A 26,872-nucleotide genomic window follows, 5' to 3' on the forward strand; every position below is an offset into this window, starting at 1 on the left:
GCTCACGCCTTCAGCGTGTCCTTCCGGTACAGCCAGGCCGCGCCGCCCGCGAAGAGGACGAAGTAGACGGCGAGGATGGCGATGTCCGTCGCACTCGGCGCCTGGCTCTGTTCGATGGCCCGTCCCAGTGCAGCGTACGCGTGCGTGGGCAGCCACTTCGCGATGTCCTGAAGGGTCTTCGGGAAGGTGGTGGACGGCATCCACAGGCCGCCGAGGATCGACAGACCGAAGTAGATGATCATCGTGATCGGGCGGACCGCGTCACCGGAGGCGACGTAGCCGATGGCGACGCCGAGCGCGGCGAAGACGAGGCTGCCGGCCCAGATGACCCCGGTGAGGGCCAGCCACTGCCAGGCGTCCAGGTGGACGTGCTTGATCGCGGCGGCGGCGACGAACACCACGATGATCGACGGCAGGCTCACCACGGCGGCGCTGGCGGTCTTGGCGAGGACGTAGCCGCGCCCGGGCAGCGGGGTCAGCCGCAGCTGCCGTACCCAGCCGTTCTCGCGCTCCTTGGCGATGCGCTCGCTGTTGCCCATCAGGACGGCCGTCAGGGCGCCGAAGGAGGCCATGGAGACCATCAGGTAGGTGGCGACGGTCAGGCCGGTGCCGTCGACCTTGGAGGTGGAGCCGGAGCTGCTGGAGAAGATCAGGAACAGGATCGAGGGGTAGAGCACCGAGAAGAACAGGAACTTCCTGTTGCGCAGGGCACGGGCCAGTTCGAGCTTGATCAGGGCGTTCATGACTGCTTGGCCTCCTCGGCCTCCGTGATGGCGACGAAGGCCTGCTCCAGACCGAGACCGGCGACTTCGAGGTTGCGGGGGAAGACACCGAGGCCGTACAGGGCGTGCACGGTGGCGTCGGCGTCGGACGACTGGATGCGGACGGTCTGGCCCGATACGTCGATCGAGGTCAGGAACGGCAGGGCGCGCAGGGCGGCCTCGTCGATCTCGCCCTCCAGGTCGAAGGCGACCCGGCGGGCGCCCGCCTTGGCCTTGATCTCGGCGGCGGTGCCGTCGGCGAGCAGCCGGCCGCGGTGCAGTACGAGCACGCGGTCCGCGATGGCGTCGGCCTCTTCGAGGTAGTGGGTGGCGAAGAGGACGGTACGGCCCTGGTCGGCCTGCTCGCGCATGGTGGCCCAGAAGGCCTGGCGGGCGGAGACGTCCATGCCGGTGGTCGGCTCGTCCAGGATGATCAGATCGCTGTCACCGGCGGTGGCGAGGGCGAAGCGGACGCGCTGGGCCTGGCCGCCGGAGAGCTTGTTGACCTTGCGGTCGGCGATCTGCGTGATGCCCGCGCGGGCCATGACGTCCGCGGCCTTGTACGGCTTCGGGTGCAGCGAGCAGCCCAGCTTGACCAGTTCCTCGACGGTGACCTCGTCCATCAGGCCGCCGCTCTGCAGCATGGCCCCCACCCGCCCGGCGACGATCGCGTCACGGGGGGTGCCGCCGAACAGGCTCACCGTGCCGCCGTCGGCCTGCTTGAGGCCGAGCAGCAGGTCGAGGGTGGTGGACTTGCCGGCCCCGTTCGGGCCGAGGAGGGCGACGGTCTCGCCCGGGTACAGCCGGAGCGAGAGCCCGTCGACGGCCTTCACGCTCCCGTACGTCTTGGTCACCTGGTCGAAGCCGACCACCGGGGTGGTGGTGGCCGGTGCCGCAGTTGTCGTCATGGCATCCATGCTCGCGGCGGCGGCGGGTGCGGGGCAGTGTCGGGGGTCCTGAGTGCCGGATGACAGATGTCATACGGATCGGGTGACGGGCATGGCGAAGGGGGCGCCCGGCGGTGGGCGCCCCCTGCCGTGTCGCCGTGCTAACTGGGGTTGGTGGAGATGACCGCGACCCGGTTGGTGCTGCTGATCAGGGCCTGGCGGAGGGCGGCGTAGACGTCCTGCGGGGTGACGGGCGTCTTGCTGCCGTTGCCGCGGGTGATGAGGACGCCGTCGAAGGTCTTGCCGTAGAGCCCCTTGAGCACGTTCAGGTCGGGGCTGTCGACGAGCTTGCCGTCCACGGCCTTCACCTTGAGGAACTTCCACAGGGAGTTCCGCGGGCTGAACGCGATGAAGTGGGCGGCGTCCGTCTTCACGGTGACGTTGCCCGACATCGCCGGCTCGGCGAACTCCTTCATCTCCTGGTCGACCGCCGCGTTCGACACCGTCGGCTGCTTGGTGGTCGTCGGGACGGTGACCGGGGTCGGCGTGCCCGTCTCCACCAGGGTGCGGTAGGCCTGTTCGACCGCCTGGGTGGACTGGGCGGCGTCGATGGCCTTGCCCGCCTTGCCGTAGACGGCGACCGCCTTGCCCGGCTTGAAGTCGATGCCGCCCTCGACGACCGAGCCGGAGCCGCCGCCCGCCTGCTGGAGGGCCGCCTGGAGCTTCTCCTCGTCCACCGGCATCTCGGGCTCGATCACCCGCTTCTGCCCGAAGAGCGAGCCGATGACGTGGACCGGGTTGTAGTCGCTGGTCGCGGCCTTGCTCACGGTGGCCGGGAAGTCGAACTGGAGACCGGCGTTCTCCGGCGTGAGGGTGACCGTCCTGCCGCCCACGGACAGCTTCAGCGGCTTGTTCACCCGGCTGCCGAAGGCGTCGTCGAGCTTCTTGACGGCGTCGTCACGGGTGCCGCCGCCGATGTCCACGCCGAGGACCGTGGTGCCCTTGGGCACGTCGGTGTGGTTCATCAGCAGTCCGGCGCCGTACGCACCGCCCGCGACGACGACCACGCCGACGCCGAGCAGCACCAGCTTGCTGCGGCCCTTCTTCTTCGGCTTGGCCTGCGCCTTGCGCGCGGGGGCCGGTGCCTGCCCGGACTGCGGCTGCGTGGCCGTATCGCCGCCGGGCGTGCCGCCGAACGGGGAGTTGCCGGCGCCGGGGACGACCGGGATGCCGCTGGAGACGGTGTGTCCGGAGACGTTGTCGGCCGGACGGTAGCCGGGCGTGCCCGGTTCGGGGGCCGGTTTCTGCGGGGTGAGGATCGCGGTGTCGTCGCTGAGCCCGCCGCCCGGGCCGAGACCGGTGGGGCCGGGGCCGGCGACCGGAGCGCCGGGGCCACCGCCCGGGCGGCCGGGGCCGGCGGGCCCTTCGAGGTCGGCGATGTCGGCGAGGGCGCTGCGAGGCTGCGAAGCCTGCCCGCCGGGGAGGTCGTAGCCGCCCGTCCCGGACAGGCTGTCGAAGGGTTCACCGGCCGGCGGGACGAGGTGGCCGTCGCCGGTGACCGGGCCGCCGGTGGGGCCGGCCGGGCCCTGCGGGCCACCGGGACCGCCGTGGCCGTGCGGGCCGTTGAAGCCGCTGGGACCACCGGGGCCGCCGAGTCCGCCGAGTCCGTTCGCACCAGGGGCGCCGGGGGTCCCGGGGAAGCCGTTCTGGCCGTTCGCACCCGGCGTGTCGCCGAAGCCGTCGTGCCCGCCGGCACCGGCCGCGCCCGAACCCGCGCTGCCCGTGCCGCCGAAGTCGTCCTGGCCGCCGTTCTCCGCGAAGTACGGCAGGTCGTCGCGGCGGCGCTCGCCGCCGGCCGCGCCGGGGCGGGAGCCGCCCGCCAGCGGGCCCGCGTTCAGCGCCTCGGTCACGTCGAAGGAGCCGGTGCCGCCGCCGTGTCCGGGGGCGACGGGGCCGCCGGTGGCGCCGGGCAGGCCCTTGCCGTTGGTGCTGCCGGAGCGGGTGCCGCCCGGGACGCTCATGGCGCCGACCACACCGCCGGGGCGGCCACCCGGGCGTGCGCCGGTGGTACCGGACGTACCGGACGCTCCGGGACCACCCGGACGGGTGCCCGGCGCACCGGGGGCGGTGGTGGAACCGCCGGACGTTCCGGCCCCGTTCGTGCCGCCGCCGCCCGGACCGGCCTTGCCGGGGGAGGACTTGCGGGGCGCGAACCAGTCGCTGGTCTTCTCCTCGGCCGGGACTCCGGGTTCGGCGGGGGACTCGGCGGCGGAGGGGGCCGTCCGGTCGGCCGCGGGCCGCGTGTCGCGGGCGGGCGCATCGTCCCCGGCACCGTCGGTGTCCCCGACGGGCTTGCGCACGACGACCGGCGGGATGGGCCGGGACCCGGGGATGTTGATGCGGATCCGGGTGGTCAGCGTGGTCTCGGTCTTCTTCTCCTCCGGCCGCGTGGCCGAACGGCCGGCGTCCGTACCGTCGTCGGAAGCCATGGGGGTCCCGTACGGCGGCGTACCGGAGGGGTATGCGGCTCCGCTGCGCCCGTCGGGCCCGGAGGACGGAGTGTCAGTTTCACGACTCAAGGCAGGTTCTCCCAGTTGGCTTCGCCGCCCGTTACGACCTCAGCTAGCTCGGGCGGCTCGGCGGCGCGCACCACCATACTGGCCACTTCTGGCGTGTATCCCATGACCGCAGAGGAAACCCACACCGGACTCGCACCTGCGCCGCACGGCGAAGTGGTACGTCACTTGCCAAGTCGGGCGGGACCACCCCGGGGTTGCCGCCCGGCGCCAAGGGTGGCGCAGATCACAGCGAGGGCCATGCCGCCGAGCAGGAAGAGATAGGAGCCGAGTCCCGCGCCGAACAGGAAGTCGCCCTCGGGGCGCGAGGTGGTGAGCAGGATGACGGTGACGATCCAGCCCGCCACCGGTGCGACCGCCCCACCCCGGCCGCCCGTGGCGTACGCCCCGCCGAGGAACAGCCCGGCCGCGCCCGCGAGGGCCAGCAGCAGCCCGCCGGGGAACCAGGCGGCCTGGACGAGGGCCCCGGCGAGACCGATGACGGCGCCGAACAGGAAGAGGCCGACATAGGCGGCGATCCGCCCGGCGGAGGGGCGCTGCAGCGGCTGGGCGAGCGCCGAGCCCGGCCGGTTGTTGCTCATGCCGCCGCTGATGCTCATGCCGCCGCCTCCTCGATACCCGCGAACAGGTCGGTCTCCCCGGGCCGGCCCTCGCCGCGCACCAACTCGTAGTACTCGGTGGTGAACAGCGGCTGGGCCAGCTCGTTGGAGAGCGCGAAGTAGGGCTCGGCCACCTCGATCTGGGTGACGTGGGCGCGCATCGCGGCGGCCTTGGCGGCGGCGAAGGCGGTGCCGTCGACGGCCGTGGTGACCCGCTCGTCGTCGACCACGCCGGGCACGTCGGCCACGCCGGCGCTCTTCTCGAAGGGCAGTACGGCCAGCTCGTCCTGGAGCCGGTCGAAGGCGGCCTCGACGACGGAGCGCGGGACGCGGTTCCAGTACACCTTGTCGATCCGGTGCCCGCGCTCGTCCGCCAGCTCGACGGCGCGCATGGCGACGCGATGGGCCTGGACGTGGTCCGGGTGGCCGTATCCGCCGTTGTCGTCGTACGTCACGAGGACCTGGGGCCGGACTTCCAGGATCACCTCGGCCAGCTGCCCGGCGGCCTCGTCCACGTCGGCCTGCCAGAAGCACCCGGGGTCGTCATTGTCCGCGATGCCCATCATCCCGGAGTCGCCGTACCGCCCCGCGCCGCCGAGCAGCCGGGCATCCGTCACGCCCAGCGCGCCCACGGCGGCGGCCAGCTCCCCGCGCCGGTGCGCGCCCAGGGCGGGTCCCGCCAGATGCCGCAGTTCCGGCGGGATGACCTCGCCCCGCTCCCCGAGGGTGCAGGTGACCAGGGTCACATGCGCTCCCTCGGCCGCGTACCTGGCCATGGTGGCGCCGTTGTTGATCGACTCGTCGTCCGGGTGCGCGTGCACCAGGAGAAGACGCCGGGCGGGGAAGTCCGTCATGGGACCACCCTACGAGGCTCGGGACCCCGGTCGCCCGGAAGGTCCAGTTCGGCCCGGATCGTCTTGCGCGGGAACCGGCCCTCGGCGACGTCCCAGCGATCCTCGAGCGCGTCCAGGAGCAGCAGGCCACGGCCGGACTCGCCGAGCGCGCCCCGCGCCTGGGCCCGCGGTCACCGCGCGTGTCGCTGACCTCGATGCGCAGGGTACGGCCGGTCACGTGGAGCGCGAGGCGGAAGCTACGGCCGGGCAGGCGACCGCGGGTGACGGCGTTGGCCGCCGGCTCGGCCACGACGAGCGTCGCGGGGTCGGCGCGGAACCCCCCGCTCCGGAACTGGTCCGCCGCGAGCAGCCCGGCCAGCCGGGCGCCGCGTGGGGTGGAGGAGAGCAGGGCGGTGAAGTGGGGGGTTCCGGTGGCGAGTTGGGACTCGGCTTGGGACTCGGCGATGTTCAACAGCCAGCCGATCTCCGAGCCCAAACATCTGCGCATCCTTGAGCTGCGGTACGGCACGCACAATCCGTGCTCAGGCGCCCTCTCTGCTTCCGCGAGGTGCCTCAAGGGCGCTGCGCGTCGCCTTCGGCGATGGCTCTCCGGGCCACCCTTGACCCACCAGGGCGCGGCGGCGTCCCGGAGACCCCATGGGCCTCATCCGTCACAGCCGGATACGTGATTGGCAGATTTGGGCCACCTCGGCCGCATAGTTACTCGTCTGACCCGCTGCTTTCTGGCGGGGCAGTGGCCCAAATCTTCCAATCAGTTCCAATCACTGGAGTCAGGGTCATGCCGATGGGGCCTTGGGCCTACCTCATGGCTCCGAGTCGAGGCCGAACCCACCCGGCGTGCCGCCCCCCTGCCTGCGAGGCGCGGGCGCGACCGCGCCCCCGCAGCCGACGGTGCCGAGGCAGCGCCCTGAGGGCCCGGTACCGGGCAGGGCCACCGCTCTTCCGGGCCGCTCGCTCGCTTCTTCACCGGGCTGGAGTGAGGTGGGTCAAGGGTGGCCCCGAGGGCCATCGCCGAAGGCGACGCGGGAGTGGAGCGGAGCGGAACGGGAGCGCCCTTGACGCACCTCGCGGAAGCCCGACAATCGCCGAGAAGCGAGCGGCCCAACGGCCACGTGTCGGCGTGCGCGCAGCAGAACACCGTGACGCCCGCCGGACTTACCCCAGAGCTTTCAGAACTTGATGCTGCTGATCATGCTGGCGACGTTGGTCGTCAACTGGCTGATCGTGGGGGCGACGGTCGAGGAGGCGAGATAGAAGCCGAGCAGGACGCAGACCACCGCATGGCCGCCCTTCAGCCCTGACTTCTTGATCAGCAGGAAGACGATGATCGCCAGCAGCACCACCGCCGAAATCGAGAGTGCCACGGCGGCTCACCTCCAAAGATCGTGAGATCTAGATCAGTTGAGCAAATCCATGCGGACGCCAGCAGGTTCATACCCACACAGCGGTAGTGATCATAACTATCCGTGCTCGCGCATCGCTCGGCGCACGGCCGCACAAGGGGGCGCATGGCCAATATGGTCGGGGTATGACGACCGAGACGACCGAGTCTGACTCCTTCCCCCGTCGGTACGCCCGAACGCAGCGGTTCACGCTCGGCGCGCCGCGTGCGTTCACAGTGGCACCCGACGGTGCGCGTGTCGCGTTCCTGCGCTCCGGCTCCGGCACCGACCGGGCCAACTCCCTGTGGGTCATGGACCTTCCGGAGGGCGCGGAGCGCACGGCGGCCGATCCCGGCGCCCTCCTCGGCGGCGCCTTCGAAGAGCTCTCCGCCGAGGAGCGGGCACGCCGCGAGCGCAGCCGGGAGGGGGGCGCGGGGATTGTCGGCTACGCCACGGACACCGCCCTGGAGTTGGCGTCTTTCGCCTTGTCAGGGCGGCTTTTCGTCGCCGAGCTGCGGGCCGGTACGGCGCGTGAACTCCGGGTCCCGGGACCGGTGATCGACCCTCGCCCCTCCCCCGACGGCCGGCACATCGCGTACGTCGCGCAGGGCGCGCTGCGCGTCGTAGGCGCCGAGGGCGAGGGCGACCGGGTGCTCGCCGAGCCGGAGTCCACGGACGGACCGGGGCGGGTCACCTACGGGCTCGCGGAGTTCGTCGCGGCCGAGGAGATGGACCGTTCGCGGGGGTTCTGGTGGGCTCCGGACGGGCGCCGGCTGCTCGTGGCGCGTGTGGACGACACGCCGGTGCGACGGTGGTGGATCGCCGATCCGGCCCACCCGGAGCGTGAGCCACACGACGTGGCGTACCCGGCCGCCGGCACGGCCAACGCGGACGTGCGGCTGTTCGTGGTCGGGCTCGACGGCGAGCGCACGGAGGTCGCGTGGGACCGGTCCCGCTATCCGTATCTGGCCCGTGTGCACTGGTCAGCGGCGGGTGCGCCGCTGGTGCTGGTGCAGGCGCGGGACCAGCGCAGCCAGCTGTTCCTGGCGGTGGACCCGGACACGGGGGCCACCCGGATGGTGCACGCGGACGAAGATCCAAGTTGGCTGGAACTTTTCCCTGGAGTGCCCTGCTGGAGCCCGTCCGGGCAGCTCGTCCGGATCGCGGACGAGGGCGGCGCACGGGTCCTGACGGTCGGCGAACGGCCCTTGACCAGCGCCCAGTTGCACATCCGAGCGGTGCTGGACGTGGGCGACGACGACGTGCTGGTCTCCGCCTCGGCGGGCCCGGAGGCGCCGGCGCCGGAGATCGGCGAGGTCCATGTGTACCGGGTGAACGAGCTGGGCGTGGAGCGCGTGTCGCAGGGGCCCGGGGTCCACTCGGCGGTGCGCTCCGGCGGTGTGACCGTGCTGGTGTCCGCGGCACCCGACACTCCGGGCTCCCGTGTCCAGGTGCTGCGTGACGGAAAACAGGCGGCGACTGTCCGCTCGTACGCCGAAAGTCCCGGTCTGTCCCCCCGCGTGACCCTCACCCAGGGGGGCGCACGTCGAATCCCGTGCGCCGTGCTTATGCCACGGGACTACCACGGTGACACTCCCCTGCCGGTCCTCATGGACCCCTACGGCGGCCCGCACGGCCAGCGGGTGCTCGCCGCGCACAACGCCCACCTCACCTCCCAGTGGTTCGCCGACCAGGGGTTCGCGGTTGTCGTGGCGGACGGGCGGGGCACTCCGGGGCACTCGCCGGCCTGGGAGAAGGCGGTCCGGGACGAACTGGCGGCCGTCGTGCTCCAGGATCAGGTGGACGCGCTGCAGGCACTCGCCGGGGAGTTCCCGCTGGACCTGGGCCGGGTGGCCGTCCGAGGGTGGTCCTTCGGCGGCTATCTGGCCGCACTGGCGGTGCTGCGCCGGCCGGACGTCTTCCACGCGGCGGTCGTCGGCGCCCCGGTCACCGATCTGCGGCTGTACGACACCCACTACCAGGAGCGCTACCTCGGCCTCCCGGACGAGCAGCCCGAGGTCTACCGCCGCAACTCGCTCGTCGACGACGCGGGACTGGTCGACCCCGCCGAGCCGCACCGCCCGATGATGATCATTCACGGGCTTGCGGATGACAACGTCGTCGTCGCCCATTCCCTGCGGCTGTCCTCCGCCCTGCTCGCCGCCGGCCGCCCGCACGAGGTGCTGCCGCTGTCCGGGGTGACGCACATGACCCCGCAGGAGACGGTCGCGGAGAACCTGCTGCTGCTCCAGCTGGACTTCCTCCGGCGTGCGCTGGGCGACCAGGGAAAATGACCGGCAACTGGGTTAACACGCAGGCAACTTCACGGAAGCGGTGCCGATATACGAACGCGGGAGGCTGATCCGCGTACGGCCGTGCGGGTGCCGTGAGCGGGCCGGGGTGCGCATGTCACCCCGGCCCGCTGCCGTACCCCGTACTCCTGCGGCTCCTCCGCCCTCCGCCCCCCTACGGCTCCTCCGCCGGAACCACGTGCTTCTCCTCCGCGAAGTGACAGGCCGAGGCGTGGGCCGCCGGGCCGGAGGTGTCCCGGAAGACGGCCGGGACCGCGAGGGCCGGCACCTCCCGGGCGCAGCGCTCCTGCGCCTTCCAGCAGCGGGTGCGGAAGCGGCAGCCGGAGGGGATGTTCGTCGGCGACGGCACGTCTCCGCTGAGGATGATCCGCTCGCGCTGTTCCCGTACCTCGGGATTCGGCACCGGGACCGCCGAGAGCAGGGCCTGGGTGTAGGGGTGCGTGGGGTGGTCGTAGATCTCGGCGTCCCGGCCGATCTCCACGATCCGCCCGAGGTACATCACCCCCACCCGGTCGGAGATGTGCCGGACGATGGACAGGTCGTGCGCGATGAAGACGTAGGAGAGGTCGAACTCCGACTGCAGGCCGTCCAGGAGGTTGATCACCTGGGCCTGGATCGAGACGTCGAGCGCGGAGACCGGTTCATCGGCGACGATCACCTCCGGGCGCAGTGCCAACGCCCGTGCGATGCCGATGCGTTGGCGCTGGCCGCCGGAGAACTGGTGCGGATAGCGGTTGACGTACTCCGGGTCGAGACCGACCACGTCCAGCAGCTCCTGGACCCTGCGGCGGCGGTCGCCCTTGGGCGCGACCTCGGGGTGGATGTCGTACGGCTCCCCGATGATGTCGCCGACCGTCATCCGGGGGTTGAGGGAGGTGTACGGGTCCTGGAAGACCATCTGGATGTTGCGGCGTACGGCTTTCAGGGCCTTTCCGGACAGCTGGGTGATGTCCTCGCCCTTGAACCTGATGGAGCCGGACGTCGGCCGTTCCAGGTTGCAGAGCATCTTCGCGACCGTGGACTTGCCGCAGCCCGACTCGCCGACAATGCCCAGGGTTTCGCCCTTGGCAAGGGTGAAGTCGACGCCGTCGACGGCCTTCACGGCGCCGATCTGCTTCTTGAACAGGATGCCCCGGGTCAGCGGGTAGTGCTTGACGAGCCCGGTCACTTCGAGGATCGGCTCAGTCGTCGGGGTTGCCGCGGTCATCGAGGCACTCCCTCCAGAAGTGGCAGGCGCTGCCGCGGGTACCGGAGACCTCGTACAGCGGGGGTTCGTCGGTGCGGCAGACGTCCCTGGCCATGGGGCAGCGGGGGTGGAAGGAGCAGCCCGGCGGGATGTGCACCAGGTTCGGCGGCAGGCCCTTGATGGCGTACAGCTGCTGTCCCTTCTGGTCCAGGCGCGGGATGGAGTCCAGCAGGCCGCGGGTGTAGGGGTGGGCGGGCGCCTTGTAGATGTCGCGTACGGGCGCGGACTCGACGATCTTCCCGGCGTACATGACCGCGATCCGGTCGGCGACGTCCGCGACGACCCCCAGGTCATGGGTGATGAGAATGAGCCCCATGTGGTACTCGCGCTGCAACTCCGCGAGCAGTTCCATGACCTGGGCCTGCACGGTGACGTCGAGGGCGGTGGTGGGCTCGTCGGCGATGATCAGCGCGGGTTCCAGGGCCAGCGCCATGGCGATCATGATGCGCTGGCGCATACCGCCGGAGAACTGGTGGGGGTAGTCGCGCACGCGCTGGGCGGCGCCCGGGATGCGCACCCGCTCCATCAGCTCGACGGCCCTGCCGCGCGCGTGCTTCCTCGACATCCCGCGGTGCACGACGAACATCTCGCCGAGCTGGTCCCCCACGGAGAGCACCGGGTTCAGCGCCGACAGGGCGTCCTGGAAGATCATCGCCATGCCGGCGCCCCTGATCTTGCGCCGCTCCTCCTCTTTGAGCTTCAGCAGATCCTTCCCTTGGAAGAGGATCTGTCCGCCGGTGATCCTGCCTGGCGGCATGTCGAGGATCCCCATCACGGCCTGCGCGGTCACGGACTTGCCCGACCCCGACTCGCCGAGCACGGCCAGGGTCTCCCCCGCGTCCACCTCGTAACTCACCCCGTTGACGGCATGCGCGACCCCGTCCCGGGTCCGGAACTCCACGCACAGATCCCGCACTTCGAGCAGCACGCCACCCTCACCTCGCACGACCGTCACCTCAACTTCGGATCGAGGGCGTCGCGGACCGCGTCGCCGAGCATGATGAAGGCGAGCACCGTGAGGACGGCCAGAGCGCCCGAACGCCACAGCAAGGCGCCCCACCCGCCGCCGGACCACCCGAACATCCCGCCACCCGACCCGAACCCCGCAGCCACAACCCACACCTCCGACCACACGCCACCGTCACCTCAACTTCGGATCGAGGGCGTCGCGGACCGCGTCGCCGAGCATGATGAAGGCGAGCACCGTGAGGGCCAGGGCGCCCGAGGGCCACAGGAGGGCGTGGGGGGCGTTGCGGATGTAGGGGGAGGCGGCGGAGATGTCGATGCCCCAGGAGACGCTGGGCGGCTTCAGCCCCACGCCGAGGTACGACAGGGTCGCCTCCAGCGCGATGTAGGTGCCCAGCGCGATGGTCGCCACCACGATCACCGGGGCCACGGCGTTCGGGGTGATGTGGCGCAGCAGGATGCGGGAGTCGGAGGCGCCGAGGGCGCGGGCGGCCTGGACGTAGTCGTTCTGCTTGGCGGTGATGACCGAGCCGCGGGCGATGCGGCCGATCTGCGGCCAGCCGAGCAGCACCATGAAGCCGATCACCGGCCAGACCGTGTTGCTGGTGACCACCGACAGCAGGACCAGACCGCCGAGGACCACCGGGATGGCGAAGAAGATGTCGGTGATCCGGGACAGGAACGAGTCCCAGACGCCGCCGAAGTACCCCGCCAGGGCCCCCAGGACCGACCCGAGGACGGCCACTCCGAGCGTCGCCAGCACGCCCACCGTGACGGAGGTACGGGCGCCGTACACGGTACGCGTGTAGACGTTGCAGCCCTGGCCGTCGTACCCGAAGGGCGCGCCAGGGCCCGGGCCGTCCTGGGCCTTGGCGAGGTCGCACTTCAGGGGGCTGCCGGAGGCGATCGCCGAGGGCCAGACGGAGATGAAGACGAGGAAGAGGATCACCACGGCGGAGATCAGGAAGACCGGGTTGCGGCGCAGGTCCCGCCAGGCGTCGGACCAGAGAGAGCGCGGCCTGCCCGCCGGGCCCGTGCCCTCCGGGCCGCCGGGCGTGCGCTCCAGGGTGGCCGCCTCGCTCGCACCCAGGTCCATCGCGCCCCCCATGCCGGTCCCGGCGATCGCGCCCTCGGGCTCGTACGGCTGTTCAGGCATAGCGGATCCTCGGGTCGAGTACGGCGTACAGGAGGTCGACGAGGAGGTTGGCGACGAGGAAGACCAGGACGAGGACCGTCACGAAGCCGACGACCGTCTGGGTGTTCTGGCGCACGATGCCCTGGTAGAGCTGGAAGCCGACGCCGTGGATGTTGAAGATCCGCTCGGTGACGATCGCGCCCCCCATCAGCGCACCGATGTCGGCACCGATGAAGGTGACCACGGGGATCAGCGAGTTGCGCAGCAGATGACGGATGACGACCCGGCGTCGGGGCAGGCCCTTGGCGATGGCCGTACGGACGTAGTCGGCCCGCTTGTTCTCCGCGATGGAGGTGCGGGTCAGCCGGGTGACGTAGGCGAGGGAGACGGACGCGAGGACCAGGCCGGGCACGATCAGCTCGTCGTAGCTGCCGTAGCGCACGGACGGGCTGATCCACTGCCACTTGATGCCGAGCAGCAGCTGGAGCAGCAGACCGGTGACGAAGGTGGGCACGGAGATCACCACCAGGGTGGCCACCAGCACCCCGGTGTCGACGGGCCGGCCGCGCCGCATGCCCGTGAGCACGCCCAGCGTCACGCCGACGACGATCTCGAAGAGGATGGCGACGATCGTGAGCCGGATGGTGACGGGGAACGCCGTTCCCATCAGCTCGGTGACCTTCTGGCCGTTGAAGGCGGTGCCGAAGTCGCCGGTGAAGAGATGGCCCATGTAGGTCGCGTACTGCTGCCAGAGCGGCTTGTCCAAGCCGAACTCCCGCTTGAGCTGGGCGGCCGTCGCCGGATCGCAGGCCCGCTCGCCGCACAGGCCGGCGATGGGGTCGCCCATCACGTTGACCATGAGGAAGATCAGCAGGGTGGACCCGATGAACACGGGGATCATCTGGAGCAGCCGCCGCGCCACATAGCGCCCCATGCCGCTCAGCCCACCTTGATCTCGTTGTAGACCGGCACGCTGAAGGGGTTGAGCGCCACGTTCGAGAGCCGGGCGGTGTAGCCGGCGCTGCCGTTCTGGTACCAGAGCGGGATGGCCGCCATGTTGTCCCGGACGACCTCCTCGGCCTGCTGGAACAGCCGGACGGCCGCGGCCTGCCCGGTCTCGGCGTTGGCCCGGTCGACGAGCCGGTCGAACTGCCTGTTGGACCACTTGCCGTCGTTGGAGGAGGCGCCCGTGTAGTACAGCGGCTGCAGGAAGTTCTGGATCAACGGGTAGTCCATCTGCCAGCCGGCCCGGAAGGGGCCGGTCATCTTGTGCTGCCCGATCTGGTTGCGGAAGTCGGCGAAGGTGCCGACCGGGTTGCCCACGCAGGCCTTGTCGTTGCCGAGGGCGTTGTTGACGGAGTTGCACACGGCGTCCACCCACTGCTTGTGCGAGCCGGTGTCCGCGTTGTAGGTGATCTTCAGCTGGCCGCCGGGGATCCCGCCGCCCTCCTGGATGAGCTTCTTGGCCTGCGCGGGGTCGTAGTCGCAGGCGTGGCCGCACAGCCCGGGCTTGTAGCCGCCGGCCGCGCCGAGCACCGGGGAGGTCCAGTCGGTGGCGGGGGTGCGGGTGTTCCGGAAGATGGTCTCGGTGATCTGCTTGCGGTTGATCGCCATGGACAGGCCGGTGCGGACCTTCCGTGCCCCGGGGGTGTTCCACTTCGGGGCGTAGTACGGGAAGGCGAGGGTCTGCAGGATGCCGGCCGGGGTGTTGATGTAGCGGCCGTTCAGGTCGGTCTCGACGTTCTTGAGCTGGGTGGAGGGCACGTCGTCGACCAGATCGAGGTTGCCGGCCAGGACATCGGTGTAGGCGGTGTTGTTGTCGGTGTACACCAGCAGGGTCACCCCGGCGTTCCGGGCCTTGTCGGGGCCGGGGTAGCCGTCCCACTTCCTCAGGTTCATCGCCGAGCCCCTGGCATACGACTCGATCCGGTAGGGACCGTTGCCGACCGGCTTCTTCAGCCAGGCCGCGTGGTCGGTGAAGAAGGTGCGGGGCAGCGGGGCGAAGGCCGCGTAGCCGAGGGTGTCGGGGAAGCTGGAGAACTTCTGGTTGAGCCGGACGGTGAAGGTCAGCGGGCCGGTGACCTCGAGTCCGGACAGGGTGTCGGCGGTCTGGGCGCCGGTGTCGGGGTGGACCTTGTCGTACCCGTCGATGTAGGCGAAGAAGTAGGCGTCCTTCTGGTTGTTCTTCAGGCTCGCCCCGTAGTTCCAGGCGTCCACGAAGGAGCGGGCGGTCACCTTCTCGCCGTCGGAGAAGGTCCAGCCGTCCTTCAGCTTGATCGTGTAGTTCTGCGAGTCCCTGGTGTCGATGGACGCGGCGAGCCAGTTCTGCGCCTTGCCGGTCCTCGGGTCGTACTTCTTCAGCCCCCGGAAGATCATGTCGAGGACCTTGCCGCCCTGCACCTCGTTGGTGTTGGCGGGCTCCAGCGGGTTCTGCGGGTCGCCCCAGGAGGAGGTCAGCACCCCGGCACCGCCGAAGCCGCCGGCGTCCCCGCACGCGGTGGCCAGCAGCCCGGCGGCGATCACACAGGCGGCCCATCGGGCGTGCGTGACACCCCGCATGGCTGCCTCCTCCGCGAGTGCAGGTCCGATACCGGCCAATATCGGTTCATACGATCACATGCCGCACGCCCATCGTCGGATTGAGGGGGCCGTTGGCGGGACACGTCAGCCGAATGCGGGCAGCCGCCGGGAACGAGCGGACGATCTTGCGAGGGAACGCAATAGATCTTCGGACAACGATGCGGAAACGTTGGATTGTGACGCGTCGATGTACGCATTTCGACACACCACCGTCCGCATATCGAACTCATTGCCTGAATAGTCCAATTAGTCCGATGTGAAGCACGGATTGATCACGGCACGCTACCCGCGTAGCTACGGAATGCCCAAGTACGAGTAAAGAAAGTAAAGACGCAACCAAGGCGGGCGAGAATTTATTGACCCTGCATGAATTGCGTTGAAAAAGTCCGGCGTAGCCCGTAGGGGAGCGCCCTGCGGAGTCATCAGACCCTCCCTTGGGCCAGGAGCACCATGACCCCCCCAACTCCATCCCCGGCTGCCCCGCTTGAGGTGACCGACGAGACCGTGGCGAAGTCGACCACTTCCAGCGGTCCGAAGGGCAGCGAGAGCCGCTCTCCGGGGCGGCTCGCCTGGAAGCGCTTCAAGCGCGACAAGACGGGTGTTATATCCGCGTATGTCGTGATCTTCTTCTTCGTGATCGCGATCGCGGCGCCGCTGATAGCCAAGCTGTACGGCAAGAACCCGTACACGACGTACGCGAGCCAGGACCCGAGCCTGCTCGACGCGTTCGCGTACCCGGCGGGCCCGAACGGCGGCATGAGCTCCCAGTTCTGGTTCGGCATCGAGCCCCAGCTCGGCCGGGACGTCTTCACCTTCCTGCTGTACGGCATCCGGACCTCCCTGGGCATCGCCGTGGCCGCCACGACCCTCACCGTGGTCATCGGTGTCGTGGTCGGTATCACCGCGGGCTACCTGGGCGGCAAGACCGACTACCTCGTCGGCCGGGTCATCGACATCCTGCTGTCGTTCCCCTCCACCCTGTTCTTCATCGCGTTCATGCCGGTCGTCTACGGGATCTTCGTCGCCCCCGACGACAACATCCCGACCTGGCTGCGCGCCACCGCGCTGATCGTGGTGCTGACCACGTTTGGCTGGGCCACCATCGCGCGTCTGCTGCGTGGTCAGGTCCTGGCCCTGCGAGAGCGCGAGTTCGTCGAGGCGGCCAAGATCACGGGCGCGTCCCCGATGCGCATCGTGTTCAAGGAGCTGCTGCCGAACCTGTGGACGCCGATCATCATCCAGTCCACCCTGCTGCTCCCGACCCTCGTGACCACCGAGGCCGGGCTCTCCTTCCTCGGCGTCGGCATGATCGACCCGACCCCGGACTGGGGCGTCATGATCGCCCGAGGCGCCCAGTTCTACTCCGAGGACATCACCTTCATGCTCTTCCCGGGCATCGCCATGGTGATCTTCGTCGTCGCCTTCAACCTGCTCGGCGACTCGGTACGCGACGCGCTCGACCCCAAGTCCAAGCGGTAGCACCCCCTTCCACCGGCCCGGCTCGATGACGTCCGGCTGGCTCCGACCGTTCGAATCGACCTCTCTAGGCAGGCTCAGCATGTCCTTTTCTCGTAGAAACTTCCTGATCGCCACCGGTGTGGCCGCGGCCTCCACGACCGTGCTGAGCGCCTGCAGCAGCGGTAGCAAGAAGTCGACCGACAACAGCATCCCGTCGGTCGCCAAGGCCAAGACCATGAACATCCCGGTCGGCACCAAGGCGGACTCCACCGGTCCGGCCCCCGAGGTTCCGGGCGCGGTCAAGGGCGGGACGATCTACGGCCTCGACCAGTTCGACATGGACCACCTGGACCCGGCCCAGATCTACGTCGCGACCGAGGGCGCCATCACCCGCCCGATCCTGCGTGGCCTGACCGGCTACAAGGTCGACGACAAGGGCGGCTGCACGCTCGTCGGTGACGTCGCCACGGACGCCGGCACCATGAAGAACGGCGGCAAGACCTGGTCGTTCACGATCAAGGACGGCATCAAGTGGGAGGACGGTTCCGACCTCTCCATGGACGACGTCCGCCACACGTTCGAGCGCCTCTTCGCCTCCTTCGTCACCGAGGGTCCGCGCTACGTCCAGCAGTGGCTGGTCGGCGGCGACAAGTACAAGGGCCCGTACGACGGCAAGAAGCTTGCCTCGATCGAGATCTCCGGCAAGACGATCACCTTCCACCTCACCGAGCCGCGCTCCGACTTCAACTACACGCTCGCCATGCCGGGCTACGGTCTTGTGAACAAGAAGCAGGACACCAAGGAGAAGTACGACAAGCACCCCTTCGCGCTCGGCCCGTACAAGATCGGCAGCCGTGACATCGGCAAGTCGCTGACCTACGTGCGCAACGAGCACTGGGACCCGAAGACGGACTCCATCCGCAACGCCTACCCGGACCAGTACGTCTTCTCCTTCGGCTTCGAGCTGGTCGCCTCCACCGACCGCTACGTCGCGGACAAGGGCAACGACCAGTACGCCGTGTCGGTGTTCAACGAGGTCGCCCCCGAGCGCATGGCCCAGGTCATGACGAACGCCACGCTCAAGCAGCGCGTCCTCACGCAGGTCGACACGGTCACCTACTACTGGCCGATCAACACGACCCGCATCAAGGACGTCAAGGTCCGTCAGGCGATCAACTACGCCTGGCCGCACCAGCAGATCCAGACCATCAACGGCGGCCCGGCCTCCAGTGTGATCGCCAGCACCATCATGAGCCCGGTCACCCCCGGCTACGAGAAGTTCGACCTGTACGAGGCGACCACGAAGCCCGGTGGCGACCCGGCCAAGGCGAAGGCCCTGCTGAAGGAGGCCGGCAAGGTCGGCCAGAAGCTGGTCATCGCGTACCAGCAGTCCGACACCTCGGTGAAGATGGCCGTCGCCATCAAGAACGCGCTGGAGGCGGCCGGCTTCCAGGTCGTCAACAAGCAGGTCGACAAGTCGACCTTCTACACCCAGATCGGCAAGATCGACAACGGCTACGACCTGTTCGCGGCCGGCTGGAGCCCGGACTGGCCGAACGGCTACTCGGTCTTCTACCCCTGCTGGAGCGGCAAGAACATCGGCGACGGCCGCAGCAACTACGCCCAGCTGAACGACCCGAGCGTCAACAAGGCGATCGACGCCGCAGCCGCGCTCACGGACGTCAGCGCGGCCAACAAGGCCTGGGGCAACGTCGACCGCCAGATCATGGAGCTGGCGGCCTGCGTGCCGGACTACAACAAGATCCGCAACTGGATGCACGGCTCCAAGGTCGGCAACGTCGTGTACGACGCCGGCAACACCTGCGTCGCGCTCTGCAAGCTGTACGTGAAGAAGTAAGCGCGTAACGACCCTCCGGGGGCGGCCACGACCTGGCCGCCCCCTCCGGCCCACCCCCCTATCCCGGCGACGGCGCCCCGTCCGGAAAGTCACGCCCCATGCTCCGCTTCCTTGTCCGCCGAGTTCTCGGCGCCCTGGTCATCCTGTTGATCATCAGCGCCGTCACTTTCTGGCTCTTCTACGCCATCCCGCGTGACCCCGCCATGATGTCGTGCGGCAGGAACTGCACGCCCGACATGCTCAAGCAGGTCCGGCACAACCTGGGCATCGACCATCCGGTCCCGGTCCAGTACTGGTACTGGCTCAAGGGCATCTTCGTCGGACGCAGCTACGGCGACTTCGGCAACTGCAACGCCCCCTGCCTCGGCTACTCGTTCGCCAACCGGCAGCCGATCCTGGGCACGATCATGAACCGGCTCCCGCTGACCCTCTCGCTCGCTTTCGGCTCGGCCGTGGTCTTCCTCGTCCTCGGTGTCGGCACCGGCATGATCGCCGCGGTCAAGCAGGGCAAGTGGCAGGACAAGCTGGCCAGTTCGGGCTCGCTGATCGCCTCCTCGCTGCAGATCTACTTCGTCGGCTACATCGCGATGTACTTCTTCGTCGCCAAGCTCGGCATCCTGGACAACCCGTCGTACACCCCCATCACCGACAACCCCGTCCAGTGGGCCTCCGGGCTGCTCCTGCCCTGGCTGGTGCTGGCGATCATCTTCACCGCCAACTACACCCGTATGTCCCGCTCCCAGCTGGTCGAGACGCTCAACGAGGACTACGTCCGCACGGCCCGGGCCAAGGGACTGTCCCGCCGCACCGTCTTCTTCCGGTTCGCCTGGCGCGGTGCGATGGGACCCATCGTCACCATCTTCGGCATCGACCTCGCCACGCTCATCGGCGGCGCGATCATCACCGAGCAGGTCTTCAGCCTCCAGGGCGTCGGCCGGCTCGCGCTGGACGCCGTCAGCAAGAGCGACCTGCCGATGGTGCTGGGCGTGACCGTGCTGTCCGCCGGTGCGATCGTGATCTTCAACATCATCGTGGACGCCGTCTACGCCCTCATCGACCCGCGGATCCGGCTCGCCTGACCTCCGCCCCATCCCCGACCCCTCGCATCACCCCCCTCAGGAGCGTCCCCGTGACGAGCACCGATCAGCAGCCGTTCCTCTCGATCAAGGACCTGAAGGTCCACTTCTCCACCGAGGACGGCATCGTCAAGGCCGTCGACGGTCTCAGCTTCGACCTGGCCAAGGGCCAGACACTCGGCATCGTGGGCGAGTCGGGTTCCGGCAAGTCGGTCACCAACCTGACGATCCTGGGCCTGCACGACGCCGCGCGCACGGCGATCGAGGGCGAGATCCTGCTCGACGGCAAGGACCTGCTCACCGCCTCCGAGAGGGAGCTGGAGCAGCTGCGCGGCAACAAGATGTCCATGATCTTCCAGGACGCGCTGGCCTCCCTGTCGCCGTACCACACGGTCGGCACGCAGATCGCCGAGACGTACCGCAAGCACACCGGCGCCTCCAAGAAGGAGGCCCGGGACCGCGCGATCGAGATGCTGCGCCGCGTCGGCATCCCCCAGCCCGACACCCGCGTGGACGACTACCCGCACCAGTTCTCCGGCGGTATGCGCCAGCGAGCGATGATCGCGATGGCGCTGGTCTGCGACCCCGAGCTGCTGATCGCCGACGAGCCCACCACGGCCCTGGACGTGACGGTGCAGGCCCAGATCATGGACCTGCTGAAGGACCTCCAGCAGGAGTTCGGCACCGCGATCATCTTCATCACGCACGACCTGGGTGTCATCGCCGACATCGCCGACGACGTGCTGGTGATGTACGGCGGCCGGTGCGTGGAGCGCGGCACCAAGAAGCAGGTGCTGAGCACCCCGGACCACCCCTACACGCTGGGCCTGCTGAACTCGATGCCCAGCCTGGACGGTCCCGTGGACGTGCCGCTGACGCCGATCCCCGGCTCCCCGCCCTCGCTGCTCAACCCGCCCTCCGGCTGCCGCTTCCACCCGCGCTGCACGTTCGCCGAGAAGGTCGCCGGCGACCTGTGCTCGACCGAGCGCCCGGGGCTCGAGGTGATCGACGGCCGGGGCTCCTCCTGCCACCTCACCGCGGAGCAGAAGCAGGAACTCTTCGCCGACTTCGCCGCAACCCGGCACCACTGACGGACAGCAGACGGGACTTCACGACCATGAGCAACACGAACCCCCTCCTGGACGTCTCCGGGCTCACCAAGCACTTCCCGATCAAGGGCGGCTTCCCGATCCGCCGTACGGTGGGCGCGGTGCAGGCCGTGGACGGGCTGGACTTCCAGGTCGCCGAGGGCGAGAGCCTGGGCCTCGTCGGTGAGTCGGGCTGCGGCAAGTCGACCACGGGCCGGCTGATCACGCGCCTGCTGGAGCCGACCGGCGGCAAGATCACCTACCGCGGGCAGGACATCACGCACGCGGGCCGCAGGGACCTGGCCCCGATCCGCTCCGAGATCCAGATGATCTTCCAGGACCCGTACGCCTCGCTGAACCCGCGGCAGACGGTCGGCAAGATCGTCTCCGGGCCGATGGAGATCAACGGCATCAACCCGCCCGGCGGCCGCGAGCGCCGGGTCCGCGAACTCCTGGAGATCGTCGGTCTCAACCCGGAGCACTTCAACCGCTTCCCGCACGAGTTCTCCGGCGGCCAGCGCCAGCGCATCGGCGTGGCGCGGGCCCTGGCCCTGGAGCCGAAGCTGATCGTCGCGGACGAGCCGGTCTCGGCGCTCGACGTCTCGATCCAGGCCCAGGTCGTGAACCTGCTGCAGAAGGTGCAGAACGAACTCGGCATCGCGTTCGTCTTCATCGCCCACGACCTCGCGATCGTCCGGCACTTCTCGCAGCGCGTCGCGGTCATGTACCTCGGCAAGATCGTCGAGGTCGCCGACCGCGACGACCTGTACGGCAACCCGCGTCACCCCTACACCCGGGCCCTGCTCTCCGCCGTGCCCGAGGCCACGGTGGACGCGGAGCCGCGCGAGCGCATCCGCCTGGTCGGCGACGTGCCCTCCCCCATCAACCCGCCCTCCGGCTGCCGCTTCCGCACCCGCTGCTGGAAGGCGACGGAGAAGTGCGCCTCGGAGGCGCCGCCGCTGGTGCAGGTGGAGGGCAACAAGCCGGGCCACCTCACCGCGTGCCACTATCCTGAGACCGCGGACGCGATTCCCGCTCCGCGTCTCGCGAAAGACCCCGAGGCGGCGGCCTGACACACCCCTTTTCGTCAGCCGCCCCTTCGCGGAACGGACTTTCACCGGCCCATTGACCCGAGCCCCTGAACGTCCGCTCCAGGGAAAGAAGGCCCGCGTCTCCCCAAGACGCGGGCCTTCGGCCTACCCAGACCGTTCCTGGTACGGCTCCCACAGTTCCGACACCCCCGGGCGGCCGGTGGGCGGCGCTCGGCGGGGGGGCTCGCTTCTTCCCTGTGCTGGAGCGAGGTGGGTCAAGGGTGGCCCGCAGGGCCATCGCCGAAGGCGACGCGGAGTGGAGCGCAGCGGAACGCAGCGCCCTTGACGCGCCTCGCGGAAGCACGACACTGGCCCGAGAAGCGAGCGGCCCGACGGTTACTCGTTCACTCCTCGGTGAACAACTCCGCCGCGTTCGTGGCATGGACGGCTCGCTGGGCCCAGACCTCCAGCTGGGCCAGGTCCGTGCACGCCATGACTCGCTCGCGGGCACGGTCGGGTACCGGGATGCCGCGCCATTCGAGAATGCGGAGAGTCATCTCCTGGCGATCCTGAATCCGTCCTTGCTCCAGGCCCTGCTCCAGGCCTTGTTCCCTGCCTTCCTCGCGTACCTGCTCGGCGAGGGGGTGTCGCCAGAAGTACTGGATCGCCGTCATCAAATCCCTCCACATCTGCTTCGCCTGGGGGTCGGCCAGGCAGGAGTCGACGAACTGCACGAAGACTGCGGCACTGTCGGGGTCGATGGTCCGCAGGGCGGCGGCCAGGGACTCCAGTATGGCCGCAGCCTGCGGTCCACGCCCGTGTGTCATGGCCGAGAGCACCGCAAGGGGGACGTCCTTCTCGGCCTGCCGCTCGTCCGCGATCACCGGCACGTTGTCCGGGCCCAGCACCAGCGGCCGTACCGTCAGCGACTCCCAGCCCGGAAAGCCGAGCCGGATCGGGCGCGCGGCCCACCGCGCCGTGGAGCTGCTCTGGGTGATGACGATGAGCACCGGCTCGCAGCGGTACTTCTCGTACAAATAGGACAGGTAGTAGGGCCAGCTGCCCCGCTTGCGCTCGTCCACCTTTCCCTGGGACTCCACCACCAGCAGATACGTGCCCTCGTCCGTCTCCGCCCGCAGCAGCGTGTCCACCCGGCGCTCGACCGGTTCGATCTCCGTCAGGTCGATGTTCAGCGCCGCGATCTCCCGAGGCTCGGGGAACGGCACGCGCAGCACCTTCTGTAACGCCTTCGTCAGCAGCGTCGGATCCTTCTGGAAGATCCGGTGCAACGCCTCATGCGACGAGCCGACCATCAGCTCTCCTTTCCATCGCGATGATCAACGAGCTAGGCCGCCGCAAGTTCGCACCACACGAACTTCCCCCGGTCCCCGAACCGCGCCGTCGGCTGCCACCCCCAGTACTGCGCGCACGCCTTCACCAACCCCAGCCCCCTCCCCTCCTCCTCCAGCTCCGTCACCTGCTCCAGCGGACGCGGCGGATCCGGCGGCGCGGGATCGCTGTCCCACGCCCCGATCCACACGGTGCCCTCCGGGGTCCGGCGCACCCTCAGCGCCGCCGGCCCCTTCGTGTGCCGAACCGCGTTCGACACCAGCTCCGCCGCCAGCAGCTCCGCCGTGTCCACCAGACCGATCAGCCCATGCAGGGTCAGGATCAGGCGCAGGGTGCGGCGGCACACCGTCACCGCTCTGACGTCGTTCGGAATGTAGAGGGTGTAGTCCCAGGACTCGGTGGGCTCGTTTTCGGGCATGCGTCATCAACTCCGGACAGTGAGTGGGGATTTCGCGCGCGGTGGCATTGCCGCAGCCGTCACGGCACGACGACGCGGTGCGCTTCCGTAGCGCATCCGGTACGTCACTGACGGTAAACCTTAGAATTAAGAGACGGCAAGCCGATCCCCTAATCTGACTTCGAACGAGTCGCTCAGTCAGGCATGTTGAACCAAGGAGCAGCCGATGGGGACCAAACGCGAGCCCACAGCGCGCCAGATGCGGCTGGCCGTGGAACTGCGCAAGCTCCGCGAGGCGGCGGGCCTGAGCTCCCGTGAGGCAGCGGCGCTGCTCGGCGTGAACTCCGTTCAGATCAGCCAGATCGAGGCTGGCACCTCAGGAGTGAGCGAGCAGCGCCTGCGTCGTATGGCTGCCAACTACGCCTGTACCGAGGGACGGTTCATCGATGGCCTGGCAGCGATCGCCGCAGACCGAACGCAAGGCTGGTGGGAGGAGTACCGGGGCCGGCTGCCCACGCCGTTCATGGATCTGCCCGAGTTGGAGCATCACGCCCACTTCCGCTGGGACGTGGAGTTCCTGCATGTTCCTGGCCTTCTGCAGACCGCGGATTACGCTCGGTCTCTCTTCTCGTACGTGAACCCGGAGTTTCCTCAGAGCGATGTCGAGCTGTGGGTCGATCACCGAATGACGCGCAGGGTCATCATCGAGCGCGCGGACCCGGTCCCGTACGAGGCCGTGATCCACGAGGGGGCACTGCGCATCAGGGTCGGAGACCGGTCCACAGCACGATCTCAGCTCGCCCGCGTCCTGGAGCTCTCCGAAGCCGACCACGTCACCGTACGCGTCATCCCCTTCGACCTGGACGACTTCGGCGGTGCGGGCAGCGCGATGGTGTACGCGGGCGGCCCCGTCCCCAAGCTCGACACTGTCGTCCGTGACGGGCCCAACGGACCGGTGTTCATCGACGCCGAAGCCCAGCTCAACCGATATCGAACGCTCTTCCGTAGGGTGGAGGCAGTGTCACTCGACCCCGACCGTTCGCGTGACTTCATCCACCGGCTGTCGAAGGAGCTGTGAGCATGCTGACCCCGGACACCTGGCAGAAGTCCTCCTTCTCCGGTGGCGGCCAGGGCGACGCCTGTGTCGAAGTCGCACACCTGGACGCCCGCATAGCCATCCGCGACTCAAAAGCACCGCGAAGAGCCACCCTCACCGTCCCGACCGCCACCTTCACCTCCTTCATCAAGGCTCTGAAACACAAGAGTTGAGAGACCCTCAAGAAGTGCACCCGAACCTGACGCACTGTTCAACATCGTGTGTCAGACTGCCGCGGTGGTAGATCATGTGTTTACCGATCTCACGCTCGCCGCGCTCTACGACCGCCTCAACCCCTGGGGGCCGGGCGACGACTTCTACCTCGGGCTGGTGCGGGAGGCCCGTGCGGTGCTGGACATCGGGTGCGGGACCGGGCAGTTGCTGCGGCGGGCGCGGGCCGAGGGGCACCGGGGGCGGCTGATGGGGCTCGATCCGGCCCCCGCCATGCTCGTACAGGCCAGACGGGCCCGGCCGGACGTCGAGTGGGTGCTCGGGGACATGCGCACCCGGGTGTGGAGCGGGGAGTTCGACCTCGTCGTCATGACCGGGCACGCCTTCCAGGAGCTGGTCGGGGACGAGGAGATCCGGCACTGTCTGCGCGGGGCCCGGGCGGCCCTCGGTGACGGCGGGCGGTTCGTGTTCGAGACGCGCAACCCGGCCGCCCGCGCCTGGGAGCGGTGGACCCCGGACCGGGTGTACGAGATCAGCACCGCCGACGGCACCACGGTGCGGGTGTGGCACGAGGTACAGGGTGGCGGGCTCCGCGCGGGCCGGGTGCGGTTCACGGAGACCTACGACGGCGACGGCTGGGCGGCCCCGCAGGTGTGCCGCAGCGTGCTGCGGTTCCTGGACCGGGAGTCCCTGGAGGGCTTTCTGGGCGAGGCCGGGCTGAGGGTCGTCGAGCAGTACGGCGACTGGGGGCGAGGGCCGGTCACCCCCGCCAGCCCCGAGATCATCACGGTGGCCCGACCCGCGTAGCCGGGTCCGGGCGGCCCAGCCAAGCCCGGGCGGCCCAGCCGGGCCCGGTCGTCGGGCTCCGGCTCGCGCCGCGGCGACAGGGGCTAGTCGGCGTCCTCCTCCAGCGCCGCCAGTGCCGGGTCCAGCACGATGTCCTCGCCCCGGGCCTCGGTCGTCGGCTCCTCCGGGAAGTGGCAGGCCGTCAGATGGCCTCCGCGGTTGCCGGAGATCTGGACCAGCGGCGGCTCCTCGGTCGCGCACTTGTCCTGCGCCTTCCAGCAGCGCGTGCGGAAGCGGCAGCCGGAGGGCGGGTTGATGGGGGAGGGCACGTCGCCGGCCAGGCGGATGCGTTCGCGTCCGCCCGAGTCCTCGTCCCCGAGGTTCACCTCGGGCACGGCGGACAGCAGGGCGTGTGTGTACGGGTGGCGCGGCCGGGTGTAGATGGAGTCGCGGTCGCCCACCTCGATGATCTTGCCGAGGTACATGACCGCCACCCGGTGCGAGAAGTGCCGGACGACGGCCAGGTCGTGGGCGATGAACACGAACGCGATGCCGAGTTCCTTCTGCACCTCCTGGAGCAGGTTCACCACCTGCGCCTGGATCGAGACGTCCAGGGCCGAGACCGGCTCGTCCGCCACGATCAGCTTCGGCTCCAGGGCCAGGGCCCGCGCCACGCCGATGCGCTGGCGCTGACCGCCGGAGAACTCGTGCGGGAAGCGGTTGAAGTGCTCCGGGTTGAGACCGACGATCTCCAGGAGTTCGCGGACCCGCTTCTCGCGGCCGCCCTCCGGCTCGATCCCGTTGATCTCCATCGGACCCGAGATGATCTTGCCGACCGTCTGCCGCGGGTTCAGCGACGAGTACGGGTCCTGGAAGATCATCTGGATCTCGGAGCGGATCGGGGCGAGCTGTTTGCGCGTGGCGTGGCTGATGTCCTGCCCGCGGTAGCTGATCGTGCCGCTCGTCGGCTCCAGCAGGCGGGTGATCAGCCGGCCGGTGGTCGACTTGCCGCAGCCCGACTCGCCGACCAGGCCGAAGCTCTCCCCGGCGTGCACGGTGATGTCGACGCCGTCCACGGCCTGCACGGCGCCGATCGTCCGGCGGATCGGGAAGCCGCCCTTGACGGGGAAGTGCTTGGCCAGTCCGGAGACCCGCAGCAGCGGCTCCCCGTCCGCGCCGGCGCTCTTCTCGCGCGGGACCGGGAGGACCAGGTCCTCTTTCATGCCGATGTCCTCCTAGGACGTACGAGCGACTACGACGACT

General features: G+C 69.4%; 24 protein-coding genes and 1 pseudogene. 9 read left to right on the top strand and 16 right to left on the bottom strand.

Annotation, left to right across the window (positions count from 1 at the left end):
- Positions 1-2: 2 nt before the first annotated feature.
- From SRB17_RS14695 to SRB17_RS14725, 7 genes and pseudogenes are all read right to left on the bottom strand, one after another.
- On the bottom strand, positions 3-743 hold the full coding sequence (locus tag SRB17_RS14695; RefSeq protein WP_153538725.1) for an ABC transporter permease: 741 nt from the start codon (positions 741-743) through the stop codon (positions 3-5).
- Positions 740-1,669, bottom strand: coding sequence for an ABC transporter ATP-binding protein (locus SRB17_RS14700; protein WP_194294014.1), 930 nt, complete (start codon positions 1,667-1,669; stop codon positions 740-742). Before SRB17_RS14700 ends, SRB17_RS14695 begins: the two co-directional genes overlap by 4 nt.
- 140 nt (positions 1,670-1,809) lie before the next feature.
- Complete coding sequence (locus SRB17_RS14705; RefSeq protein ID WP_153538729.1) at positions 1,810-4,227, bottom strand: hypothetical protein; 2,418 nt, start codon at positions 4,225-4,227, stop codon at positions 1,810-1,812.
- Positions 4,228-4,388: 161 nt separating this feature from the next.
- Positions 4,389-4,805, bottom strand: coding sequence for a DUF6113 family protein (locus SRB17_RS14710; protein WP_153539677.1), 417 nt, complete (start codon positions 4,803-4,805; stop codon positions 4,389-4,391).
- Positions 4,806-4,819: 14 nt separating this feature from the next.
- Positions 4,820-5,677 carry an N-acetyl-1-D-myo-inositol-2-amino-2-deoxy-alpha-D-glucopyranoside deacetylase gene (gene mshB / locus SRB17_RS14715; protein WP_153538731.1) on the bottom strand — a complete coding sequence of 286 codons (858 nt, stop codon included), beginning with the start codon at positions 5,675-5,677 and terminating at the stop codon, positions 4,820-4,822.
- A pseudogene (locus tag SRB17_RS46310) lies at positions 5,674-6,164 on the bottom strand (ATP-binding protein). Before SRB17_RS46310 ends, mshB begins: the two are co-directional and overlap by 4 nt.
- A 682-nt stretch (positions 6,165-6,846) precedes the next feature.
- A complete protein-coding gene (locus SRB17_RS14725) occupies positions 6,847-7,041 on the bottom strand; it encodes a hypothetical protein (RefSeq protein ID WP_194294050.1) in 195 nt (64 codons plus the stop codon).
- Positions 7,042-7,205: 164 nt separating this feature from the next.
- Between SRB17_RS14725 and SRB17_RS14730 the strand changes: the two genes are divergently transcribed.
- Positions 7,206-9,353, top strand: coding sequence for a prolyl oligopeptidase family serine peptidase (locus SRB17_RS14730; RefSeq protein WP_153538736.1), 2,148 nt, complete (start codon positions 7,206-7,208; stop codon positions 9,351-9,353).
- A 172-nt stretch (positions 9,354-9,525) separates the two neighbouring features.
- On the opposite strand, the gene SRB17_RS14735 is transcribed toward SRB17_RS14730, so the two are convergent.
- From SRB17_RS14735 to SRB17_RS14760, 6 genes are read right to left on the bottom strand one after another with little or no spacing between them, the layout of a single operon-like run.
- Complete coding sequence (locus tag SRB17_RS14735; RefSeq protein WP_153538738.1) at positions 9,526-10,578, bottom strand: ABC transporter ATP-binding protein; 1,053 nt, start codon at positions 10,576-10,578, stop codon at positions 9,526-9,528.
- Positions 10,553-11,545 (bottom strand): ABC transporter ATP-binding protein, encoded by a 993-nt coding sequence (locus tag SRB17_RS14740; RefSeq protein ID WP_323375809.1) that lies wholly within the window; start codon positions 11,543-11,545, stop codon positions 10,553-10,555. Before SRB17_RS14740 ends, SRB17_RS14735 begins: the two co-directional genes overlap by 26 nt.
- Before the next feature lie 23 nt (positions 11,546-11,568).
- Positions 11,569-11,730, bottom strand: coding sequence for a hypothetical protein (locus SRB17_RS48485; RefSeq protein ID WP_416237065.1), 162 nt, complete (start codon positions 11,728-11,730; stop codon positions 11,569-11,571).
- 28 nt (positions 11,731-11,758) lie between these two features.
- Entirely contained in the window at positions 11,759-12,739 is a 981-nt protein-coding gene (locus SRB17_RS14750; protein WP_194294015.1) for an ABC transporter permease, read from the bottom strand.
- The gene (locus SRB17_RS14755; protein ID WP_153538739.1) at positions 12,732-13,652 is read right to left on the bottom strand and encodes an ABC transporter permease; all 921 of its coding nucleotides are present in this window, start codon (positions 13,650-13,652) and stop codon (positions 12,732-12,734) included. The genes SRB17_RS14750 and SRB17_RS14755 overlap by 8 nt, the downstream gene beginning before the upstream one ends.
- Positions 13,653-13,657: 5 nt before the next feature.
- Positions 13,658-15,277, bottom strand: a complete 1,620-nt coding sequence (locus SRB17_RS14760; RefSeq protein WP_153538742.1) for a peptide ABC transporter substrate-binding protein — start codon at positions 15,275-15,277, stop codon at positions 13,658-13,660.
- A gap of 471 nt (positions 15,278-15,748) precedes the next feature.
- On the opposite strand from SRB17_RS14760, the gene SRB17_RS14765 reads away from it, so the two are divergent.
- The 5 genes from SRB17_RS14765 to SRB17_RS14785 all read left to right on the top strand — a co-directional run bounded on the left by SRB17_RS14765 (position 15,749) and on the right by SRB17_RS14785 (position 21,851).
- Positions 15,749-16,777, top strand: a complete 1,029-nt coding sequence (locus SRB17_RS14765) for an ABC transporter permease (protein WP_153538744.1) — start codon at positions 15,749-15,751, stop codon at positions 16,775-16,777.
- A 79-nt stretch (positions 16,778-16,856) separates the two neighbouring features.
- Complete coding sequence (locus SRB17_RS14770) at positions 16,857-18,614, top strand: ABC transporter substrate-binding protein (RefSeq protein ID WP_153538746.1); 1,758 nt, start codon at positions 16,857-16,859, stop codon at positions 18,612-18,614.
- A gap of 98 nt (positions 18,615-18,712) precedes the next feature.
- Positions 18,713-19,693, top strand: coding sequence for an ABC transporter permease (locus SRB17_RS14775; RefSeq protein WP_153538748.1), 981 nt, complete (start codon positions 18,713-18,715; stop codon positions 19,691-19,693).
- A 50-nt stretch (positions 19,694-19,743) separates the two neighbouring features.
- Positions 19,744-20,781: an ABC transporter ATP-binding protein gene (locus SRB17_RS14780; protein ID WP_323375539.1), complete on the top strand. Its 1,038-nt coding sequence runs from the start codon at positions 19,744-19,746 to the stop codon at positions 20,779-20,781.
- 26 nt (positions 20,782-20,807) lie between these two features.
- The gene (locus tag SRB17_RS14785) at positions 20,808-21,851 is read left to right on the top strand and encodes an ABC transporter ATP-binding protein (protein WP_153538750.1); all 1,044 of its coding nucleotides are present in this window, start codon (positions 20,808-20,810) and stop codon (positions 21,849-21,851) included.
- A gap of 362 nt (positions 21,852-22,213) precedes the next feature.
- Here SRB17_RS14785 and SRB17_RS14790 read toward each other — a convergent pair whose 3' ends face one another.
- Positions 22,214-23,122 (bottom strand): hypothetical protein, encoded by a 909-nt coding sequence (locus SRB17_RS14790; protein WP_153538752.1) that lies wholly within the window; start codon positions 23,120-23,122, stop codon positions 22,214-22,216.
- Between the two features lie 32 nt (positions 23,123-23,154).
- A complete protein-coding gene (locus tag SRB17_RS14795; RefSeq protein WP_153538754.1) occupies positions 23,155-23,577 on the bottom strand; it encodes an ATP-binding protein in 423 nt (140 codons plus the stop codon).
- A gap of 205 nt (positions 23,578-23,782) precedes the next feature.
- Between SRB17_RS14795 and SRB17_RS14800 the strand changes: the two genes are divergently transcribed.
- The 3 genes from SRB17_RS14800 to SRB17_RS14810 all read left to right on the top strand — a co-directional run bounded on the left by SRB17_RS14800 (position 23,783) and on the right by SRB17_RS14810 (position 25,630).
- A complete protein-coding gene (locus tag SRB17_RS14800; protein ID WP_153538757.1) occupies positions 23,783-24,634 on the top strand; it encodes a helix-turn-helix domain-containing protein in 852 nt (283 codons plus the stop codon).
- A 2-nt stretch (positions 24,635-24,636) separates the two neighbouring features.
- On the top strand, positions 24,637-24,825 hold the full coding sequence (locus SRB17_RS14805) for a DUF397 domain-containing protein (RefSeq protein WP_153538759.1): 189 nt from the start codon (positions 24,637-24,639) through the stop codon (positions 24,823-24,825).
- A 64-nt stretch (positions 24,826-24,889) separates the two neighbouring features.
- Positions 24,890-25,630, top strand: coding sequence for a class I SAM-dependent methyltransferase (locus tag SRB17_RS14810; protein ID WP_323375541.1), 741 nt, complete (start codon positions 24,890-24,892; stop codon positions 25,628-25,630).
- Positions 25,631-25,713: 83 nt separating this feature from the next.
- Here the strand turns inward: SRB17_RS14810 and SRB17_RS14815 are convergent, their stop codons facing one another.
- On the bottom strand, positions 25,714-26,832 hold the full coding sequence (locus SRB17_RS14815) for an ABC transporter ATP-binding protein (RefSeq protein WP_153538763.1): 1,119 nt from the start codon (positions 26,830-26,832) through the stop codon (positions 25,714-25,716).
- Positions 26,833-26,872 lie beyond the last annotated feature (40 nt).

Origin of the sequence: Streptomyces sp. RB17 (assembly GCF_009604455.1) — a bacterium.
Classification (GTDB): domain Bacteria; phylum Actinomycetota; class Actinomycetes; order Streptomycetales; family Streptomycetaceae; genus Streptomyces.